Source organism: Streptomyces sp. NPDC005576 (assembly GCF_042871745.1).
Taxonomy (GTDB): domain Bacteria; phylum Actinomycetota; class Actinomycetes; order Streptomycetales; family Streptomycetaceae; genus Streptomyces.
Window position 1 is genome coordinate 40,966 of record NZ_JBIAJC010000015.1, and the last position, 15,764, is coordinate 56,729.

Annotated in this window: 16 protein-coding genes and 1 riboswitch; of the genes, 9 read left to right on the plus strand and 7 right to left on the minus strand. The window is 71.5% G+C overall.

Annotated features, from left to right (window positions below; genetic code table 11):
* Positions 1 to 84 precede the first annotated feature (84 nt).
* Positions 85 to 363 carry a MoaD/ThiS family protein gene (locus ACFYPN_RS25630; protein WP_358759411.1) on the minus strand — a complete coding sequence of 93 codons (279 nt, stop codon included), beginning with the start codon at positions 361 to 363 and terminating at the stop codon, positions 85 to 87.
* Positions 364 to 392: 29 nt separating this feature from the next.
* The gene (gene thrC / locus ACFYPN_RS25635; RefSeq protein WP_358759413.1) at positions 393 to 1,685 is read right to left on the minus strand and encodes a threonine synthase; all 1,293 of its coding nucleotides are present in this window, start codon (positions 1,683 to 1,685) and stop codon (positions 393 to 395) included.
* A gap of 18 nt (positions 1,686 to 1,703) precedes the next feature.
* Positions 1,704 to 1,831: riboswitch (SAM riboswitch) on the minus strand.
* A gap of 154 nt (positions 1,832 to 1,985) precedes the next feature.
* Here thrC and ACFYPN_RS25640 point away from each other — a divergent pair.
* Together ACFYPN_RS25640 and ACFYPN_RS25645 are read left to right on the plus strand one after the other, a co-directional pair.
* Positions 1,986 to 2,960 (plus strand): glucosyl-3-phosphoglycerate synthase, encoded by a 975-nt coding sequence (locus tag ACFYPN_RS25640; protein ID WP_358759522.1) that lies wholly within the window; start codon positions 1,986 to 1,988, stop codon positions 2,958 to 2,960.
* Between the two features lie 73 nt (positions 2,961 to 3,033).
* A complete protein-coding gene (locus ACFYPN_RS25645; RefSeq protein WP_389301315.1) occupies positions 3,034 to 4,419 on the plus strand; it encodes a trehalose-6-phosphate synthase in 1,386 nt (461 codons plus the stop codon).
* An 82-nt stretch (positions 4,420 to 4,501) separates the two neighbouring features.
* On the opposite strand, the gene otsB is transcribed toward ACFYPN_RS25645, so the two are convergent.
* The gene (gene otsB / locus ACFYPN_RS25650; protein ID WP_358759416.1) at positions 4,502 to 5,353 is read right to left on the minus strand and encodes a trehalose-phosphatase; all 852 of its coding nucleotides are present in this window, start codon (positions 5,351 to 5,353) and stop codon (positions 4,502 to 4,504) included.
* A 132-nt stretch (positions 5,354 to 5,485) separates the two neighbouring features.
* On the opposite strand from otsB, the gene ACFYPN_RS25655 reads away from it, so the two are divergent.
* Positions 5,486 to 5,941, plus strand: a complete 456-nt coding sequence (locus tag ACFYPN_RS25655; RefSeq protein ID WP_358759418.1) for a MarR family transcriptional regulator — start codon at positions 5,486 to 5,488, stop codon at positions 5,939 to 5,941.
* 122 nt (positions 5,942 to 6,063) lie between these two features.
* On the opposite strand, the gene ACFYPN_RS25660 is transcribed toward ACFYPN_RS25655, so the two are convergent.
* Positions 6,064 to 6,369, minus strand: coding sequence for a DUF3263 domain-containing protein (locus tag ACFYPN_RS25660; protein ID WP_358759420.1), 306 nt, complete (start codon positions 6,367 to 6,369; stop codon positions 6,064 to 6,066).
* Between the two features lie 132 nt (positions 6,370 to 6,501).
* On the opposite strand from ACFYPN_RS25660, the gene ACFYPN_RS25665 reads away from it, so the two are divergent.
* The 4 genes from ACFYPN_RS25665 to ACFYPN_RS25680 all read left to right on the plus strand — a co-directional run bounded on the left by ACFYPN_RS25665 (position 6,502) and on the right by ACFYPN_RS25680 (position 10,272).
* Positions 6,502 to 7,434 carry an ROK family protein gene (locus ACFYPN_RS25665; RefSeq protein WP_358759422.1) on the plus strand — a complete coding sequence of 311 codons (933 nt, stop codon included), beginning with the start codon at positions 6,502 to 6,504 and terminating at the stop codon, positions 7,432 to 7,434.
* On the plus strand, positions 7,434 to 8,588 hold the full coding sequence (nagA, locus tag ACFYPN_RS25670; protein WP_389301318.1) for an N-acetylglucosamine-6-phosphate deacetylase: 1,155 nt from the start codon (positions 7,434 to 7,436) through the stop codon (positions 8,586 to 8,588). Before ACFYPN_RS25665 ends, nagA begins: the two co-directional genes overlap by 1 nt.
* 72 nt (positions 8,589 to 8,660) lie before the next feature.
* On the plus strand, positions 8,661 to 9,149 hold the full coding sequence (locus ACFYPN_RS25675) for a GNAT family N-acetyltransferase (protein ID WP_358759424.1): 489 nt from the start codon (positions 8,661 to 8,663) through the stop codon (positions 9,147 to 9,149).
* A gap of 196 nt (positions 9,150 to 9,345) precedes the next feature.
* Complete coding sequence (locus tag ACFYPN_RS25680; RefSeq protein WP_389301321.1) at positions 9,346 to 10,272, plus strand: 1-phosphofructokinase family hexose kinase; 927 nt, start codon at positions 9,346 to 9,348, stop codon at positions 10,270 to 10,272.
* Between the two features lie 221 nt (positions 10,273 to 10,493).
* Here ACFYPN_RS25680 and ACFYPN_RS25685 read toward each other — a convergent pair whose 3' ends face one another.
* Together ACFYPN_RS25685 and cdgB are read right to left on the minus strand one after the other, a co-directional pair.
* Positions 10,494 to 11,510, minus strand: a complete 1,017-nt coding sequence (locus ACFYPN_RS25685) for a CBM35 domain-containing protein (RefSeq protein ID WP_389301324.1) — start codon at positions 11,508 to 11,510, stop codon at positions 10,494 to 10,496.
* A gap of 142 nt (positions 11,511 to 11,652) precedes the next feature.
* The gene (cdgB, locus tag ACFYPN_RS25690; protein ID WP_389301327.1) at positions 11,653 to 13,308 is read right to left on the minus strand and encodes a diguanylate cyclase CdgB; all 1,656 of its coding nucleotides are present in this window, start codon (positions 13,306 to 13,308) and stop codon (positions 11,653 to 11,655) included.
* A gap of 490 nt (positions 13,309 to 13,798) precedes the next feature.
* Between cdgB and ACFYPN_RS25695 the strand changes: the two genes are divergently transcribed.
* A complete protein-coding gene (locus tag ACFYPN_RS25695; RefSeq protein ID WP_389301547.1) occupies positions 13,799 to 14,320 on the plus strand; it encodes a flavin reductase family protein in 522 nt (173 codons plus the stop codon).
* A gap of 112 nt (positions 14,321 to 14,432) precedes the next feature.
* Here the strand turns inward: ACFYPN_RS25695 and arfB are convergent, their stop codons facing one another.
* Positions 14,433 to 14,858, minus strand: a complete 426-nt coding sequence (gene arfB, locus ACFYPN_RS25700; protein WP_389301330.1) for an alternative ribosome rescue aminoacyl-tRNA hydrolase ArfB — start codon at positions 14,856 to 14,858, stop codon at positions 14,433 to 14,435.
* 318 nt (positions 14,859 to 15,176) lie between these two features.
* Between arfB and ACFYPN_RS25705 the strand changes: the two genes are divergently transcribed.
* Positions 15,177 to 15,752, plus strand: a complete 576-nt coding sequence (locus ACFYPN_RS25705; protein WP_328720996.1) for a TerD family protein — start codon at positions 15,177 to 15,179, stop codon at positions 15,750 to 15,752.
* Positions 15,753 to 15,764 lie beyond the last annotated feature (12 nt).

A 15,764-nucleotide genomic window follows, 5' to 3' on the forward strand; every position in this document is an offset into this window, starting at 1 on the left:
CTCAACCCTACGGAATTGCCCCCTCCGCATCGTACGCGAAGGGGGCAACGGTGCTCCGGAGAAAGGCCGTCCGGTCCTGTCCGGTCAGCAGCCGCCGGCGACGGCGGGGATGATCGAGACGCCTGCGCCGTCCGGGGTGGCCGCCTGGAGGCCGCCCTCGAAGCGGACGTCGTCGTCGTTGACGTACACGTTGACGAAGCGGCGCAGCTTGCCCTGGTCGTCCAGGACGCGCGCGGCGATGCCCGGGTGGTCATTCTCCAGGGACTCGATGACCTCGGAGAGGACGGTGCCCTCGGCGGAGACCTCGGCCTGGCCGCCGGTGTACGTGCGCAGGATGGTGGGGATGCGGACCTTGACGCTCATGGGGAGTGCCTTCCTCGGTTCTGGAGTGGTCAGTGGGCCGCGAGGCCCGCGTCGCGGAACGCGTCCAGGCTCGGGCGGATGGTCGCCGTCAGGCCGGTGGTCGGGGAGACCGCGTCCAGGGTCTTGAGGCCGTCGCCGGTGTTCAGGACGACGGTGGTGAGCGTCGGGTCCAGCAGACCGGCCTCGATCAGCTTCTGCGTCACGCCGACGGTCACGCCGCCCGCGGTCTCCGCGAAGATGCCCTCGGTGCGGGCCAGGAGCTTGATCGCGTCGACGATCTGCTCGTCGTTGACGTCCTCCACCGCGCCACCGGTGCGGCGGGCGATGTCCAGGACGTACGGGCCGTCGGCCGGGTTGCCGATCGCGAGGGACTTGGCGATCGTGTTCGGCTTCTGCGGGCGGACCACGTCGTGACCGGCCTTGAAGGCGGTCGAGACCGGGGAGCAGCCCTCGGCCTGGGCGCCGAAGATCTTGTACGGCTTGTCCTCGACGAGACCGAGCTTGATCAGCTCCTGGAGCCCCTTGTCGATCTTGGTGAGCTGGGATCCGGACGCGATCGGGATGACCAGCTGGTCGGGCAGCTGCCAGCCGAGCTGCTCGCAGATCTCGTACGCGAGCGTCTTGGAGCCCTCGCCGTAGTACGGGCGGAGGTTGACGTTGACGAAGCCCCAGCCCTCACCCAGCGGGTCGCCGATCAGCTCGGAGCAGAAGCGGTTGACGTCGTCGTAGTTGCCGTCGATGCCGATCAGCTCGCCGCCGTACACCGCGGCCATGACGACCTTGCCCTCTTCGAGGTCGTGCGGGATGAACACGCAGGAGCGGAAGCCGGCCCGCGCGGCGGCGGCACCGACCGCGCCGGCGAGGTTGCCGGTGGAGGAGCAGGAGAGGGTGGTGAAGTGGAAGGCGCGGGCGGCCTCGACGGCGATCGCGACGACGCGGTCCTTGAAGGAGTGCGTCGGGTTGCCGGAGTCGTCCTTGACGTACAGGGCGCCGGTGACGCCCAGCTCACGGGCGAGGTTGTCGGCCTTGACCAGCTTGGTGAAGCCGGGGTTGATGTTGGGCTTGTCGGCGACGTCGGCGGGGACCGGCAGCAGCGGCGCGTAGCGCCAGATGTTGTCCGGGCCCGCTTCGATGCGCTTCTTCAGCTCGTCCGGGGAGCCGCTCGGCAGGTCGTAGGCCACTTCGAGCGGCCCGAAACAGGACACGCAGGCGAAAATGGGGCCAAGTGCGAAGCGTTCACCGCATTCGCGGCAGGAGAGTGCGGTGGCGGGACCGAGGTCCACGGAAGTTCCGGAGCTCGCTGCGACAGTCTGAACAGCCATGATGGCGGAGGCCCTTTCTCCTCATCTTCCTTGCGACGCATTTCGCCGCAAGACGGAATTGGCACCTTCCCCACCGTGGCCTCGCGGCCGGCGGGAGGGTTGCCGGGACTTCAACGGGCCGTTCCCTCAGTCCCTCTGGATGAGCGCTATGGCACTGGACCGTGCGATCCAGGCGTTTGTCCGCCCTCTGACCCCGACATGCGAAGGCAGCGAACGTTGTTCAAGACTGTAACCGAAGCACCCGACGGTTGAAGCAGTCGTCCGAACCGCGAGATGGATCACACACAGGGAGTATCGCCCGTGCTGGAAGAGGTCGACAGCTGGCTGGACCGCCGTTCCTGGGCCGCCTCCGACCGTCCCTTGGGGCGGCTGCTGGCCGCCCGGGACCGGGACCCGCGGGGCACCTCCGTGAGCGTCGTCCTGCCCGCGCTGAACGAGCAGGCGACGGTCGGCGACATCGTCCGCACCATCCGCCGCGAGCTGATGGAGAAGGTCCCGCTGGTCGACGAAGTGGTGGTGATCGACTCCGGTTCCACCGACGCCACCTCCGCCGTCGCCCGCGCGGCCGGAGCCCGGGTGGTGCACCGCGACGAGATACTCCCGCGGATACCCGCCGTCCCCGGCAAGGGCGAGGTGCTCTGGCGGTCGCTCTTCGTGACCAGCGGCGAGATCGTCTGCTTCGTCGACGCCGACCTCAAGGACTTCTCCGCCGACTTCGTCTCCGGCACCATCGGCCCGCTCCTCACCGACCCGGGCATCCAGTTCGTCAAGGCGATGTACGACCGGCCGCTGGAGACGGCGGACGGCCAGGTCCCCTCCGGAACCCCCGCGCAGGGCGGCCGCGTCACCGAACTGGTCGCACGCCCCTTGCTCAATCTGCACTGGCCGAAACTCGCCGGATTCGTCCAGCCGCTGGGCGGCGAGTACGCCGTCCGTCGCCGGCTCCTGGAACAGCTGCCCTTCCCGGTCGGATACGGCGTGGAGCTCGGCCTCCTCGTGGACGCGCTGCACGCCGTGGGCCTCGATGCGCTGGCCCAGGTGGACGTCGGGGTCCGCCGCCACCGCCACCAGGACGGGCAGGCACTCGGGCGGATGGCCGCCACGATCTACCGGACCGCGCAGCTGCGGCTCTCCCGAGGGCATCTCGTGCGTCCGGTGCTGACCCAGTTCGAACGGGACGAGAACGGTTTCCAGCCACGCACCTATGCGGTGGACACCGAGGAACGGCCGCCGGCCCAGGAGATCGCCGAGTACACGGACCGGCGCGCCGCGTAGGCAGCGTTTCGAAAGTCCCGCTCGGGATCTCGAACACGTTTGGGGGGTTACGTATCGGGCTAGGTTCCGCTACATGGTCTCCGAGCACGCTGCCCAGGTTCTCGTCGCGTCCAACCGCGGCCCCGTTTCGTACACCCTCAACGAGGACGGTTCCCTCGACGCGCGCCGAGGTGGGGGCGGGCTCGTCTCCGGGCTGAGCGCGGTGGACGACAAGGTCTGGGTCTGCGCCGCGCTCAGTGACGGTGACCGCGAGGCGGTCCGGCGCGGGGTCGGCGAAGAGGGCGTCCGGATGCTCGACATCGACGCCGCCGTGCACGCCGACGCGTACAACGGCATCGCCAACTCCGTGCTCTGGTTCGTCCACCACCTGCTCTACCAGACGCCGGTGGAGCCGGTCTTCGACGACGAGTTCCGGCGCCAGTGGGCCGCGTACGAGACGTACAACCGGGCCTTCGCCGAGGCACTGGCCGAGGAGGCGGGCGAGGGCGCCGCCGTGCTGGTGCAGGACTACCACCTCGCACTGGTCCCCGGGATGCTCCGCGAGCTCCGCCCCGACCTGCGCATCGGCCACTTCTCGCACACCCCGTGGGCGCCGGTGGACTACTTCCGACTGCTGCCGGACGACATCGGCGAGCAGCTGCTGCGCGGCATCCTCGGTGCCGACCGGGCGGCGTTCCTCACCCGCCGCTGGGCGGACGCGTTCATCGGCTGCTGCACCGAGATCCTCGGCGGCACGAGCGGCACGCGCATCGGGGTGCACGGGCTCGGCGCGGACGGCGACTTCCTGCTCGCCCGCTCGCACGAGGCGGACGTGGACGAGCGGATGGCCGCGCTGCGCAAGGAGATCGGCGGCGACGGCAGCCGGAAGACGATCGTCCGGGTGGACCGGACCGAGCTGTCCAAGAACATCGTGCGCGGGCTGCACGCCTTCCGCACCCTCCTCGACAACCACCCCGAGTGGCGCGACCGCGTCGTGCACGTCGCCTTCGCCTACCCCTCCCGCCAGGACCTCGCCGTCTACCGCGAGTACACGGCGTCCGTGCGGGAGCTGGCCGACGAGATCAACAAGGCGTACGGCTCCGACACGTGGACCCCGGTCGTCCTGCACGTGCGGGACGACTTCGCCCGCTCGCTCGCCGCCTACCGGCTGGCCGACGTGGCGCTGGTCAACCCCATCCGGGACGGCATGAACCTGGTCGCCAAGGAGGTCCCGGTCGTCTCCGACCACGGGGTCGCGCTGGTGCTGTCCCGCGAGGCCGGGGCGTACGAGGAGCTGGGCGCCGACTCGCTGGTGGTCAACCCGTACGACGTCAGCGCGACGGCCGAGGCGCTGCACGAGGCACTGAGCATGGACGATGCGGAGCGCGCCGACCGGTCGGCGCGGCTCGCGGAGGCCGCGACCGCGCTGCCGCCGCAGGCGTGGTTCCTCCAGCAGCTGGAGGCACTGCGGGAGGGGTGAGGTCCGCCCCGCCCTCGGACGCTCCCCGCCCCCGGACGCTTCCCGGCGTCAGACGCTCCTCGCTCTCAGGCGCTCTTCGCTCTCAGACGGTGTCGGCCACGGCCGCCAGCAGCGCGGCGACGTCCGCCGGGCCCGGCACGATCACGTCGGCCCGGCCGGCCAGCTCGGGAACCTCGGTGCCCCCGCTGCACACCAGGAGGCCCGGCACCCGCTCCGGACCGCCGGAACGCAGCTTCTCCACCGCCACGAAGGCGGCGATGTCGCCGAGGTCGTCGCCCGCGTAGAGCAGCGACCCGGCCCCCACCTCGGCCGCGTACGCGGTGAGCGCGACGCCCTTGTCGACCCCGGGCGGGCGCAGCTCCAGGACCTGGCGGCCCGGCTCGACGATCAGCCCGTGACGCGCGGCGAGCCCGCCGAGGGGCTCCCGCAGCAGCTCGAAGGCGGCCTGCGGATCGGCGGCGCGGCGGGTGTGGACGGCGATCGCCTGCCCCTTCTCCTCGACCCAGGTACCGCTCAGCGCCTCGGGCCCGTCGAGCAGGGCGGGCAGCTCCGCGCGGACGGCGGCGAGGCCGGGGTGCGGCGGCGGGGCAGCCACCTCGCCGGAGGCGGCGTCCCAGCGCTCGGCGCCGTAATGGCCGAGGACCACCAGGTGCTCCAGGCCGGGGACCCCGGCGAACCCGCCGTGCGCGACCGCGACGGCGGCCGGGCGGCCGGTGATCACGACGACGGACGCGATCTTCGGCGCGAGCGCGGCGAGCGCGGGCAGCACGTCGGCGTGGGCCCGCGCCTGCTCGGGGTCGGCGACGATCTCGGCGAGGGTGCCGTCGAAGTCGAGCGCCACCACGGCCCGGTCCGGGCGGGCCAGGAGCGCGGCGAGCCCTTCACGGCCCGCTTCGGTGGTCGGAGTCGGCAGGTGGTCCAGGTGGGTGCCCATGCTCCGACATTAGCGAGGGACGGGTTCGTGTGCCGAGACCGCACCCCCCGCAGACCGAGGGGCGGGGGCCCGGCGCGCGCCCCGTACGCTCGGGAAGGAGGGAGCGCGGGACAGCAGCAAGGAGCGAGACCCATGGACGACCCCATCGAGCAGGTCGAGTACGAGCAGATGCTGCTCAGCCGACACATCTTCCTGCGCACCGCCAACGGGCGGCGCAAGGACGACGTGCTGGAGCGGAGCGCGTACGTCCTGCTCAGCCGCATCCGCGTGCAGGGGCCCATGTCCATCAAGGAGCTGAGCGACGCCTTCGGGCTCGACTCGTCCACCCTCAACCGGCAGACGGCCGCGGCGATGCAGGCCGGGTTGGTGGAGCGCATCCCGGACCCCTCCGGCGGGATGGCCCGCAAGTTCCGGATCACGGCGGAAGGCGCGCAGCGGCTCGACCTGGAGCGCGAGAAGAACGCGAGCGGGCTCGGCCTCGTGCTGGAGAAGTGGTCCCAGAAGGACGTGGAGACGTTCGCCGGCTACCTCAAGCGGTTCAACACCGACATCGAGCGCCTGTCGGGACGGCCCTGGCCGCGACCGTAGGGGAGCCGGGGGCGCTCTCTCCGCTCCGGTCCGGGTCGGGCGGGTCGCTCGTGCGGGTCGCTCGTCCAGGTCGCTCGTGCGGGTCGCTCGTGCGGGTGAGCCGGGGGCGCGGCGGCCCCTCCTCAGCGCCGGTGTCGCTTGGCGTCCCGCACGCGGCGCAGGCGGTTGACCGTCACGGGGTCCGCCTCCAGGGCGCGGCGGTCCTCGATCAGGGCGTTCACCAGTTGGTAGTACCGGACCGGGGAGAGGCCCAGTTCCTCGCGGATGGCGCGTTCCTTCGCGCCGGGACTCGCCCAGGACCGCCGTTCGAGGGCGAGCAGCGCACGGTCCCGGGCAGAGAGCGCTCCCCCGCTTGCGGCCGCATCGGGGCTGGTGGCGGGGGTTTCCTCTGAGCCGGGGGTTCCGTTTCCGTTCTCGGGGGCGGTCATGCCGACCAACGTAACGCGCGCCCCGGACAGTGCCACCCGGGCGTCCCACCGGTTGGGGATTTTTGTATGCACAGGAAACAAAGCGGAATAGTGGACTAGACCTTTTGAGGCCGGGAGGCGAAACTGTCCCCCGTGAGACATGTCATCGCCCTCGATGTGGGCGGCACGGGAATGAAGGCCGCGCTGGTCGGAGCCGACGGCACCCTCCTGCACGAGGAGCGACGGGCCACCGGACGGGAGCGCGGTCCCGACGCGGTGGTGGAGACCATCCTCGGGTTCGCCACCGATCTGCGGGCGTACGGCGAGAAGCACTTCGGGGAGCCGGCCGTCGCCGCCGGCGTGGCCGTTCCGGGCATCGTGGACGTCGAGCGGGGGATCGCTGTCTACGCCTCCAACCTCGGCTGGCGCGACCTGCCGCTGCGCGACCTGCTCGCCGAACGGCTCGGCTCCGTCCCCGTCGCGCTCGGCCACGACGTCCGCACCGGAGGGCTGGCCGAGGGCCGCGGCGGGGCCGGACGCGGTGCCGACCGCTTCCTCTTCGTCGCCCTCGGCACCGGCATCGCCGGCGCCATCGGCATCGACGGGGTCGTCGAGGCGGGCGCGCACGGCAGCGCGGGGGAGATAGGGCACGTCGTGGTCCGGCCGGACGGCCCCGAGTGCGGCTGCGGACAGCGCGGCTGCCTGGAGATGCTCGCCTCCGCGGCCGCCGTCACCCGCGCCTGGGCCGCCGCCTGCGGCGACCCCTCCCAGGACGCGGCGGACTGCGCGCGGGCCGTCGAGGCGGGCGATCCGGCCGCCCTGAGCGTCTGGGCGGACGCCGTCGACGCACTCGCCGCCGGGCTGGTCACCGCGATCACCCTGCTGGACCCGCGCACGCTCATCATCGGTGGCGGTCTCGCCGAGGCGGGGGAAACCTTGTTCACACCACTGCGTGCGGCCGTCGAGGACCGCATCACGTTCCAGACGCTGCCCCACATCGTCCCCGCGGCCCTCGGGGACACCGCCGGATGCCTGGGCGCGGGGCTGCTCGCCTGGGATCTACTCGCCACGGAGGTATCCGTCTGATGGCCGGACGCGCACACAGCACAGTTCTCACCGGTGCCCGGGTCGTACGGCCCGGTGGCACCGAGGAGAGCGGCCGGTTGGCCGTCGAGGGCACGCGGATCGCCGACGGGGCCCGCGAGGACGCCCGGACCATCGACCTGACCGGCCACTGGGTCGTCCCCGGGTTCGTGGACATGCACAACCACGGCGGCGGCGGCGCCTCCTTCACCGCGGGCTCGGTGGACCAGGTGCTGACGGGCGTACGCACGCACCGCGAGCACGGCACCACCACCGTCGTCGCCTCCACGGTGACCGACAGCCTGGACTTCCTCGGCCGGTGGGCCGGGGTCCTCTCCGAGCTGGTCGAACAGGGCGAGCTCGCGGGCATCCACTTCGAGGGGCCGTTCATCTCGCCCTGCCGCAAGGGCGCGCACAGCGAGGCGCTGCTGCGCGACCCCGACCCCGCCGCCGTCCTCGCCCTGCTGAAGGCCGCGCGCGGCACCGCGAAGATGATGACGCTCGCCACCGAACTGCCCGGCGGGCTCGCATCGGTGCGGCTCCTCGCCGAGCACGGTGTCATCGCGGCGATCGGCCACACCGACGCGACCTACGAGCAGACCGTCGAGGCGATCGACGCGGGCGCCACCGTCGCGACCCACCTGTACAACGCGATGCCCGCCCTCGGCCACCGCACGCCCGGCCCGATCGCGGCGCTGCTGGAGGACGAGCGGATCACCGTCGAACTGATCAACGACGGTACGCATCTGCACCCGGCAGCCCTGGAGATGGCGTACCACCACGCGGGCGCCGCCCGGGTCGCGCTGATCACCGACGCCATGGACGCGGCCGGCTTCGGCGACGGCACGTACCAGCTCGGTCCGCTCGCGGTCGAGGTCGAGGACGGCGTCGCCCGGCTGGTGGAGGGCGGCTCGATCGCCGGGTCCACCCTCACCCTGGACACCGCGTTCCGACGGTCCGTGACGATCGACCGCATCCCGGTCGAGGACGTCGTCCGGTCCCTCTCCGTCAACCCCGCCCGGCTGCTCGGCCTCTACGACCGGATCGGCTCGCTGGAGACCGGCAAGGACGCCGACCTGGTGGTACTCGACGAGGAGTTCGCCCTCAAGGGAGTCATGCGCAAGGGCGAGTGGATCGTCGAGCCCAAGAGCGTCTGAAACCTGTGGTCCTCCCAACGGGGACGGCGAAACGGCGTTGTCACCGCCGTCCCCCTGGGACACGCTGTACCCATGCTGATCAGGGAAGCCACCGCGGAGGACTGGCCCGCCATCTGGCCCTTCTTCCACACGATCGTCGCCGCCGGCGAGACCTTCACCTTTCCCACCGACCTCGACGAAGAACAGGGCAGCGGCTGGTGGTTGCTGTCCCACCCGAACCGCACGGTCGTCGCCGTGGACGACACGGGGACCGTCCTCGGCACCGCGAAGATGAACCGCAACCACCAGGGCAACGGCTCGCACATCGCGGGCGCCAGCTACATGGTCGACCCGGCGCACTCCGGGCAGGGCGTGGGGCGGGCGCTGTGCGCGTACACCGTGGAGTGGGCGCGCGAACAGGGGTACCGCGCCATGCAGTTCAACGCGGTGGTGGAGACGAACGTCCACGCCGTGAAGCTCTACGAATCACTCGGATTCGAGGTCATAGGCACCCTGCCCGAGGGCTTCCTGCACCCGAGGGACGGGTACGTCGGGCTCCACATCATGCACCTGCGGCTCTGAGCGGCCCGACGTGCGGCCCCTGCGGCCCCGCGTGAGGCTTTCCGGACGCCCTCTGGGCCCACGGCCTTCTCTTTGGCATGATCACGGGAACGGCGCTCCCCCGGCACGACACGCCCCACCGCCGGAACGCCGCATTCCACTCCGCGGGACCGGCAAGCGGCCCGGCGACGAGAGAAGGGACGGGGGGCGAGTCCAGATGATCCTGACCGTCACGCTGAACACCGCACTCGACGTGACCTACACCGTCGCGGACCTCGTCCCGCACGGCCACCACCGGGTGAGCGAGGTCCTGGAGCGGCCCGGCGGCAAGGGCGTCAACGTCGCCCGGGTGCTCGCCGCGCTCGGACACCCCACCGTCGTCACGGGGTTCGCCGGAGGCCGTACCGGCACAGTGGTGCGCGAACTGCTCGCGCCGCTGGGACCGCACGACGCGCTCATACCCGTCGCCGGCGAGACCCGCCGCACCGTGACCGTCGTCGAACGCTCCACCGGCCGCGTCACCCGGCTCGACGAACCGGGCCCCGAGGTCGGCCCCGACGACTGGGCCGCCCTGCTGCGCACGTACGACGCGCTCCTCGGCGAAGCCACGGCCGTGGCCCTCTGCGGCAGCCTGCCGCCGGGCATCCACGTCGGTGCCTACGCCGAACTCGTCCGCCGCGCCCGCGCCGCCGGGACGCCCGTGCTCCTGGACACCGGAGGGGAACCGCTGCGCCGGGGGATGGCCGCCCGCCCCGACCTCGCGAAGCCGAACGCCGACGAACTCGCCCGCCTCACCGGCTCCCGGGAACCCCTGCGCGCCGCCCGCGACGCCCGCCGCCGCGGTGCCCGCTCGGTGGTCGCCTCGCTCGGCGCGGACGGCCTGATCGCCGCCACCGAAGCCGGTACCTGGCGCGCCGCGCCACCGTCCGCCGTACGGGGAAACGCGACGGGTGCGGGCGACTCGGCGGTGGCCGGACTGCTGTCCGGGCTCGCCGAGGGGCTGAGCTGGCCGGACCGGCTGGCCCGCGCGGTGGCCCTGTCCGCCGCGACCGTACTGGCCCCGGCGGCCGGGGAGTTCGACGCGGACGCCTACGCGGAGCTGCTGCCCCGCGTCACCGTGGAACCGCTCGCACCGGAGCTCTGAACCGCCGACGCGGCGCCCATGAAGCCCGCGCCTACTGCTGCTGCCCGGCTGCACATCATGCGTCCGCGGCTCTGAGCGTCTTACGCGCTGCCTGGACGCCGTTGCCCGCTCCGAGACGCGTCCGGCCCATCGCCGGTTCTGCGGGGTGTGGGCAAACCCGACCGACCCCCACCAGAGCGCCCTGCGCGCCGGCCTGGCCCGCTCGGTCTTTCACGGACGCTTCAGGACGCAACGACCTCGACCCAGTCAAGAATGACGTTGCACTGGTTTCCAGTCTCGCACGACAACTTGATCTCGTTCTGGCCCTTTTGCAAGGTGACCGGAGCCCATGTGGTCTGCCAGTTCTTCGCCAAGTCCGTGTCGGACGAGTTGATGAAATTCTTCAGCCCGATGGGCTGGGTATTCTTCTTCCCGTTCACCGTCAGCGTGGCATTGGCGTCCACGGCAGGGATCGCGTACCGCACGGTCAGACGATACGAGCCCCCGCTCTCCATGCTCGCCTGCCAGGTCACCGACGAGCCGACCTGATTGAACCCGGCGACGTACGACTCGTTCGCACCCTCGGCACCCTTGACGGAGCTCTCCACGGTGGCCGTACCGCCGAGGGCGAGCACCGCCGCGTCCTGCTTCGGCAGTTCGGCCGGCTCGTCCGAGCCGGAGGGCTCGGGCGACGCCGACTTGCCGGTGTCGCCGCTGGGCGCGGCCGAGGCCGAGGCATCGTTCTTCTTGTCGTTCTTGCCACTGTCGTCGCCCGTGGTCAGGGCGGCGGCGATACCGATCAGCACGACCGCGACGACCGCGATGGCGCCACCGAGGATGGCCTTGGTGTTGGGACCGCCCCGGCCGCTGCTGCCGCCGTTGCTGCCCCGCCCGGCACCGCCGCCACCGTGTCCGACCGAACCGGACGCCGTCGTGACGCCGCCGCCGGGGTAGGTCTCGGGGGCCGCGTACTGGGCGGTGGACTGACCGTAGGACTGCTGCCCGTACTGCTGCGGCTGCTGACCGTAGGGCTGCTGGGGCTGGCCGTACTGCTGCGGAACCTGCCCGTACTGGCGCTCTCCGACGGCCCGCACCTGGTTGTAGGAGGTCCGGGGGATGCCGGGCTGAGCTGCCGGTCCGGGGTAGCCGTAGCCGCCACCGCGTGGCGGCTGTGCGCCCGCCGCCTGCCCGTCCTCGTACAGGTAGCCGAACGGATCGTCGTCCTCGGGCTTGCTCTCGCCGTTGTGTCCGGCCGTCATCCCTGGGTCACTCCTCACCATGTCGCCAGCCGTCGCCGACCGGGCGAGCCTACCTCGTACGGAGCAACCGCCGAATGGATCCCGGGGCCCGCTCCCCCGCCCTCCCCGGTTCGGGAACGGACGGCGAACCATCCAGTAAACGTCATCCGGCTCTGCGGTGAACCTTCGCCCGCGACCGCTTCTCCACGTACATCCGCTGGTCCGCCGAGGCAAGGATCTCCTCCACGCTCATCCCGCACTCGGCCCAGCCGATGCCGAAGCTCGCGCCGACCCGGACCGCCCGGCCGTCCACCCTGATGGGCGGGATGATCGCGTTCCGCAGGCGTACCGCGAGGTCGGCGGCGTCCGCCGCGCCGAGCCCGTCCGCGAGCACGACGAATTCGTCACCCCCGAGACGGGCGACGGTGTCCCCGTCCCGCACGCACTGGCTGAGGCGGCGGGCCACCTCGATCAGCACCGCGTCACCCGTCGTGTGACCGAACCGGTCGTTGATGGACTTGAAGCCGTCGAGATCGCAGAAGAGGACCGCGAGCCCCTTCGCTCCGTCGTCGCGCGCAGGGTCCGGCGCCGCCGTGTGGACGTGGTGGTCGTAGGGGATGCCGCCGAGCCCCGGATCGACGTCGTACCCGTGCCCCCGGACCTCCACGTCCCCGTACGCCGCGTCCAGCGCCTCGATGGCGGTGGCCGCCGTGGCGTGCGGGCGCTCGCAGAGCCGGTCGCTGAGCCGGGAACGCAGCTCCGCGCTGTTGGGCAGTCCGGTGAGGGCGTCGTGCGAGGCACGGTGCGCGAGGTTCAGCTCGTGCCGCTTGCGCTCCTCAATGTCCTCGACGTGCGTGAGGAGGAAGCGCGGCCCGTCCGTGGTGTCCGCGACCACCGAGTTCCGGAGCGAGACCCAGAGGTACGTACCGTCGCGCCGCCCGAGCCGCAGCTCGGCCCGGCCACCCTCGGCGGACGTGCGGAGCAGGGTGCCGAGGTCCTCGGGGTGGACCAGATCGGCGAAGGAGTGGCGGCGCAGCACCGAGGCCGGGCGGCCCAGCAGCCGGCAGAGCGCGTCATTGGTACGGAGCAGCCGTCCGTGCTGCTCACCGCCCACCTCCGCGATGGCCATGCCGCTGGGGGCGTACTCGAAGGCCTGGCGGAAGGACTCCTCACTGGCCCGCAGCGCCTGCTGCTCGCGTTCGAGACGGACCAGCGCACGCTGCATGTTGGCGCGGAGCCGGGCGTTGCCTATCGCTATCGCGGCCTGCGAGGCGTACATCTGGAGCGCTTCACGGCCCCAGGCGCCGGGTCGGCGGCCGTTGCGCGGGCGGTCCACGGAGAGCACGCCGAGCAGGTCCCGGCGGTCGTGGCGGTCGCGGCCCGTGTTGTTCGTGTACATCGGGGCGTAGAGCCGGTCCAGCGGGTGCCACTCGTCCTCGAAGCGGGGCTCGGGGCCCTCGGTGTGCCACTGCGGCACGTCGTCGTCGAGGAGGACCCAGCCCTCGGTGTGCGGTATGAACCGCAGGTCCTCCCATGCCTCGCCCATGGACAGCCGGCGCTCCCAGGCATCGCGGGAACCGGTACGACCGGTGATCAGCGCCTCGGCCGCGTTGTTGCCCGCGAACGCGGCCACGACGAGTTCACCGTCCGGCTGGACGAGATTGACGCAGCCCAGCTCGTAGCCGAGACCGGTGACGATTCCGTCCGCCACGGTCTGCAGCGTGTCGGCAAGACTGCGCGCCGAATTGAGATCAGCGACGGCCTGGTGCAGCTGCCGCATGGTCGCAAGACGGACGTAGGGCTCCGACTCGGCCTCCATTGCTCGCTCTCCCCGAGACCTCGACAGCAACTCCAGAAGTCATATCGACGTACTTATCGCAGTGTCCTCGCCACTGAATCACAGCGAGCTGCGCAGCCGGTACACAGGGTCAACTAAATATCGCTCTCTGTGAGTCATGTCACAACAGAACGTGAAAGGACGGCCATTTGTTCCCCGGGACACCTGATCGACTCCGGCGCACCCCCGGCGCATCCGCACACAGAACCGGTGCGCGGGAGTCCGCCCACGCTACCGGCGTGCGCCCTCCAGGGATGCACCGGCTTCCGTCCGGCCGACGGGCGCGCACGGGGCGCCGGCACGGATGCGTCGTACGCCTGGTGCCGCGCCCGGCAAGCTTCACCCCGGAGACCTAGGTCCCGGCTGGTCCCCTGGCCCGATGTGGGCCCCCATCGGCCCCGACTAGCGTGCGAGTGTGCCGCAGACAGAGACCATCACCCCGCGCCCCGATGCCGTCCCCCATGCTGAGGGGGTGAGCAACGACGAGTTCCGGGCCGCTCTCGCCCGGCTGGCCGCAGGCGTGGTGCTGGTCACCGCCGAGGAGCCGGCCGACGAGGAGGGCGAGCGCGGCGAAGAGGCCGGAATGACGGCGACGGCGTTCCTGTCCGTCTCGCTCGACCCGCCGCTCGTGCTGGTCAGCCTGCGCAACGACTCCCGCATGGACGACCTGCTGACCGAACAGCCGCTCTGGGCGGTCTCCGTCCTGGCCGCGGGGCAGCGGCAGATCGCGTCCCGGTTCTCGATGAAGGGCCGGATCAGCGACCGGCTGCTCTTCGCGGACGTCCCGCACGTGCGGGGCGGGGTCTCCGGGGCGCCCCTGGTGAACGGGGCGCTGGCGACGCTGGAGTGCCGGACCGAACAACGGATCGTGGCCGGTGATCACACCCTCGTGATCGGCCGGGTGCTCACGGCCCAGGTACTGCCGACGACGGCGGCACCGGCGGACGTCGAGCCGCTGCTGTACTTCAAGGGCAACTACCGGACGCTGGGCTGAGGCCCGCGGCGAGTCCGCGCCTTCCGGTTCGCGTCACCCGGTGCGGTGCCGGTTCGCGGTGCCGGTTCGCGGCACTCGGCTCGCGCCCCTGGTTCGCGGCACTCGGCTCGCGTCACCAGTCCCGGCCGGAGCGGCCCCGCTTGGTGTCGCCGCGCTGCTTCTTCTCCCGCAGCCGGCGTTCGTTGATCCCGCGCGGGATCTTGCGCTTTCGGCGGGGCGCGGGTGGCGGCGCAGTCGCCTCCGCAAGCAGCGAGGCGAGCCGTACGGCGGCCGTCTCACGGTTGCGCCACTGGGAGCGGTGCTCGGAGGAACGCACGGACACGACCCCGTCCGTCAGCCTGCCGGCCAGCCGCTCCAGCGCACGCTCCTTCCAGACCTCGGGCAGCGCCTCGGTGGCGGCGAGGTCGAAGCGCAGCTCGACCTGGGTGTCGCTGGTGTTGACGTGCTGCCCCCCGGGCCCGGAGGACCGCGAGAAACGCCACATGAGCTCGGCCTCCGGCAGGGAGACCGCACCGCGGATGACATAGGGCCCGGACATGACACCCAGTGTCCCCGGCCGCCGGGCGGTCCGTCACCTTCTTTTGACGGGACCGCCAGGTCCGGAGGCATTACGGCGGGCCCGCTGCGAGCCTCCTCAGGCCACCGCGAGCCACCGCGAGCCACAGTGAGCCGCTGCTGGGCCGCTGCTGGGCCGCTGCGGGCCGTCGCGCGGGGCGGCGGGGACGTACCGGGACGAAAGTTCGGCAAAGAAAGTAAAGGGACCTGGAACCTCGTGGCCTCCCGCTCACGTTATGACGGGTGACGGTAGCTTTCGTGATGGCACGAAGCCCGCACATGACGAGGAAAGGGACTTCCCATGGCAGTAAGCCTGTCCAAGGGCGGCAACGTCTCGCTCACCAAGGAGGCACCGGGCCTGACCGCCGTCACGGTCGGCCTCGGCTGGGACGTCCGCACCACCACCGGCACCGACTTCGACCTCGACGCCTCGGCGATCGCGGTGAACCCGACGGGCAAGGTCGTCTCCGACGGCCACTTCGTCTTCTTCAACAACAAGTCGACGCCGGACCAGACCATCGTCCACACCGGTGACAACGTCACCGGCCAGGGCGAGGGCGACGACGAGCAGATCAACGTCAACCTGGCGGGCCTGCCGGCCGACGTGGACAAGATCGTCTTCCCGGTCTCCATCTACGACGCCGAGAACCGCAGCCAGAACTTCGGCCAGGTGCGGAACGCCTTCATCCGCATCATCAACCAGGCCGGTGGCACCGAGATCGCCCGTTACGACCTCAGTGAGGACGCCGCCACCGAGACCGCCATGGTCTTCGGCGAGCTCTACCGCAACGGCGCCGAGTGGAAGTTCCGCGCGGTCGGCCAGGGTTACGCCTCGGGTCTGCGCGGCATCGCGCAGGACTTCGGCGTCAACCTCTGACGCGACCCGCAC